This is a genomic window from Microcystis sp. LE19-195.1E (assembly GCF_027532095.1).
GTDB classification, from domain to species: domain Bacteria; phylum Cyanobacteriota; class Cyanobacteriia; order Cyanobacteriales; family Microcystaceae; genus Microcystis; species Microcystis aeruginosa.
In genome coordinates, this window is sequence record NZ_JAPZSZ010000081.1 from 1 (window position 1) to 3,311 (window position 3,311).

General features: G+C 43.6%; 5 protein-coding genes and 1 pseudogene. 3 read left to right on the forward strand and 3 right to left on the reverse strand.

What is annotated here, in order from left to right; genetic code table 11:
• Positions 1-230, forward strand: a pseudogene (locus tag O9300_RS19435) (hypothetical protein); the annotation flags it as partial.
• A gap of 163 nt (positions 231-393) precedes the next feature.
• Entirely contained in the window at positions 394-1,101 is a 708-nt protein-coding gene (gene rpe, locus O9300_RS04895) for a ribulose-phosphate 3-epimerase (RefSeq protein ID WP_287970367.1), read from the forward strand.
• Here rpe and O9300_RS04900 read toward each other — a convergent pair.
• The 3 genes from O9300_RS04900 to O9300_RS04910 form a co-directional block, all read right to left on the reverse strand.
• Entirely contained in the window at positions 1,098-1,220 is a 123-nt protein-coding gene (locus tag O9300_RS04900) for a hypothetical protein (RefSeq protein WP_287970371.1), read from the reverse strand. The two genes, rpe and O9300_RS04900, sit on opposite strands and share 4 nt — an antisense overlap.
• A 154-nt stretch (positions 1,221-1,374) precedes the next feature.
• Positions 1,375-2,181: a histidinol-phosphatase gene (hisN, locus tag O9300_RS04905; RefSeq protein ID WP_287970368.1), complete on the reverse strand. Its 807-nt coding sequence runs from the start codon at positions 2,179-2,181 to the stop codon at positions 1,375-1,377.
• A 167-nt stretch (positions 2,182-2,348) separates the two neighbouring features.
• Complete coding sequence (locus O9300_RS04910; protein WP_287970369.1) at positions 2,349-2,549, reverse strand: hypothetical protein; 201 nt, start codon at positions 2,547-2,549, stop codon at positions 2,349-2,351.
• A gap of 270 nt (positions 2,550-2,819) precedes the next feature.
• On the opposite strand from O9300_RS04910, the gene O9300_RS04915 reads away from it, so the two are divergent.
• Positions 2,820-3,191 (forward strand): coiled-coil domain-containing protein, encoded by a 372-nt coding sequence (locus O9300_RS04915; RefSeq protein WP_287970370.1) that lies wholly within the window; start codon positions 2,820-2,822, stop codon positions 3,189-3,191.
• Positions 3,192-3,311 lie beyond the last annotated feature (120 nt).

A 3,311-nucleotide genomic window follows, 5' to 3' on the forward strand; every position in this document is an offset into this window, starting at 1 on the left:
GAACCCTTATAGAGAAAGGCATTTAGCGATTTTTGTCAATTGTTTTTGCTCTAGAGCGAACTAATCAATTAAGTCTCTTGCCAGATAAGGATTTAGTCGATTTATGCCCCCCTATCGAACCATACCAAGTAACGAAGAACCCACTTAATATACCTCAAGTTTCTGAGAAATTCCCTAACAGGGATTGCAATATCTTTTATTCTAGAGTAGAAATGATTGATTGTCAGTAGCGGTTATTGCTGTACAACAATTACAAATTTTTGTCTGTTACAATTTATACAAAATGCTCTGGGATTACCCCGACTGAAAACTCAAATCCGATTAGTGATCACTGATCACTGATTGCTGATAAGATTGTTACGAAAATATAAACACGAAATTCTATAGTTAGCCATGACCCAAAACGGAAGCTCGAAGTCGATCGTTGTCTCTCCCTCGATCCTATCGGCGGATTTTAGTAAATTAGGAGCCGATATCGAGGCTGTGGATAAGGCAGGAGCCGATTGGATTCACGTTGATGTGATGGATGGTCGTTTTGTCCCGAATATCACCATTGGACCCCTGATTGTCTCCGCTATTCGTCCCTATACGAAAAAACCTTTAGATGTGCATTTAATGATCGTGGAACCAGAAAAATATGTGGCTGACTTTGCGAAAGCGGGTGCTGACATTATTTCTGTTCACGCTGAACATAATGCTTCTCCCCACCTCCATCGTACTCTTTGCCAAATCCGCGAACTCGGTAAACAAGCGGGTGTGGTGTTAAATCCCTCCACTCCCTTAGATTTAATCGAATATGTGCTGCATTTGTGCGATTTAGTCCTAATTATGAGCGTTAACCCCGGTTTTGGTGGCCAGAGTTTTATCCCGGAAGTTGTCCCCAAAATCCGTCAATTACGTCAAATCTGCGATGAAAGAGGCTTGGATCCCTGGATTGAAGTGGATGGCGGCTTAAAACCGGCTAATACTTGGCAAGTTCTCGAAGCGGGTGCTAATGCGATTGTAGCAGGTTCGGCGGTATTTAATGCCCCCGATTACGGGACGGCGATCGAAGGTATCCGTAACAGCAAACGTCCCCAACCTCAATTAGCCACCGTTTAATTGCCGCAGGGGTGGGTTAGCTGTTGACTAATTAGGGTCTGCTGAAAAAGTTTTTTGTGGGGACAGGGTGTGGGGTGTGGGGTGTGGGGTGTGGGGTGTAGGTTTTTACTGATTCCCATCTGGTCAATTACCTAATTTTCAGAGAAAAAGTCCCGTAATTTTCCCACGATCACTCCCATAACTGGTACTTTTTGATTGACAAAAAGTCTAAAAGTCTTACCCAACAAGGTTTTTAGATTTATTCAGCCGGCCTTAATTATCTTAGTATTGGCACTAACCCACTCTGCTGATTTGTTCTAAAACCTGCCGCCATAAACCGGAATTAGAGACGGCTAAAACTTCGCTAGAATCAGCTTGTAGGGGATTACCTGACCAATCGCTAATTATTCCGCCCGCACCTTCAATAATCGGGATTAAAGCACAAAAATCGTAGTATTTTAGGTCTGATTCTAGGATTACCATCGGCATGGCAGTGCAGCCAGTGGCTAACATCATATAGTTATAACAATCACCCCCAAAAGCGGTACGTTTGCAGACGGTTTGCAGCTGACGAGCGATCGCTTGTTGTCGTTCTGTGATAAACATTAAGGGAGTGGTGGAGGCTAAACAGGCATTTTTTAAGACAAGTTCTCGATCTTGACGGTAGGGATTAACGATCATCTGGTTATTATAAAGACTGGCTTTTCCCTTCACTCCTAACCAGCGATCGCCTAAAATCGGTTGATCGACAATTCCTAAAATCGGTTGATTTTCTGCCACTAGGCCGATTAAAGTTCCAAAAATCGGCAATCCTTTGACAAAAGAGGATGTGCCATCGATCGGATCCAATACCCAATAACGACCACTTTGGGAGGGAATATTGGCTCCTTCTTCTCGAATAACCCCATCTTCGGGTAATTCTCGCCGAATAATCGCCACCATCGCCTCCTCAGCTTCTTGATCGGCGATTGTTACTATTGAGGAAACTTGATCGAGTTTGGTCTCGGTTTCTAGATGGGGCTGCCGAAAATAGCGCCGGATAATCTCTCCAGAAGTGTCCGCTAATTGATGAGCTAGTTGGATAGTGCGATCGATATTCATCAATAAAAGTTATCCATACAGGAAAACAATAATGTTTATTTATGGGAAAGGAGAGATGGGGAAGTGGGGAAGTGGGGAAGTGGGGAAGTGGGGAAGTGGGGAAGTGGGGAAGTGGGTAAGTGGGTAAGTGGGGAGGTGGGGGATTTAGCGGAAATTTGCCTATCACCCTAAATCCCTATTGCCTCTTGGATAGTGCGATCGATATTCATGAGGGGAAACAATACAGCAGAATTTAGAAGACAGGAGACAGGAGACAGGAGACAGGAGTAGGGAGTGTGGGAAGTGGGTAAGTGGGGAAGTGGGGAAGTGGGTAAGTGGGGAAGTGGGTAAGTGGGGAATTGGGGAAGTGGGGGAAATTTCCCGATCACCCTAAATCCCTATTGCCTCTTGGATAGTGCGATCAATATTCATCAATAAAAGTTATCCATACAGGAAAACAATAATGTTTATTTATGGTAAAGGGGAGATGGGGAATTGGGGAAGTGAGGGAAATTTGCCTATCACCCTAAATCCCTATTGCCGCGTCGAACCTAGCACTATCAATGGGTAACAGCTTGATTTTGACTCCATAATTAAATTAGTCAACGATCGACTCAATCTCAAGACGAGAAAAAATTAATCTATTAGGAGTTTAGCTGATGACGGCTTTTACGGAAAATGACCTAAAAAGGTTAGAAAATCTGATTATCAATGGACAAAAAGCGATCGAAACTCGTTTAACCTCTCTGGAGAATGGACAAAAAGCGATCGAAACTCGTTTAACCTCTTTGGAGAATGGACAAAAAGCGATCGAGAATAGCATCGGAGAGATCAAAAGAGAAATTCAAGTCCTAGAGATAGGACAGACGGAAATTAAGGGAGAAATCAGGACTTTAGACGCAAAAATCACCGGTTTAAATGAAAGAGTGCAACTCATCGAGGCATCCGTGGGAAAAATTCCCGATTTAGCCGAAAAAATTGGGGAGGTAAAAAACTGGAAACAGATCGGTATATCTGGACTTCCCCGTTGACAAAAAGCCATAACCTGTGCTGTAGAAGGGATTAAAAGAATTTCCGCCGCCCCGTTACTGGGTACAAATCAGGGAAACTCCCAATAAATCTAACGCTTTTTGTTGCAGTTGGGTCGGTCG

What these genes read in the sequence shown, in the direction of transcription:
- rpe (WP_287970367.1), top strand. Translation starts at nt 394, where the DNA reads ATGACCCAAAACGGAAGCTCGAAGTCGATCGTTGTCTCTCCCTCGATC.
- O9300_RS04900 (WP_287970371.1), bottom strand. Translation starts at nt 1,220, where the DNA reads ATGGGAATCAGTAAAAACCTACACCCCACACCCCACACCCCACACCCC.
- hisN (WP_287970368.1), bottom strand. Translation starts at nt 2,181, where the DNA reads ATGAATATCGATCGCACTATCCAACTAGCTCATCAATTAGCGGACACT.
- O9300_RS04915 (WP_287970370.1), top strand. Translation starts at nt 2,820, where the DNA reads ATGACGGCTTTTACGGAAAATGACCTAAAAAGGTTAGAAAATCTGATT.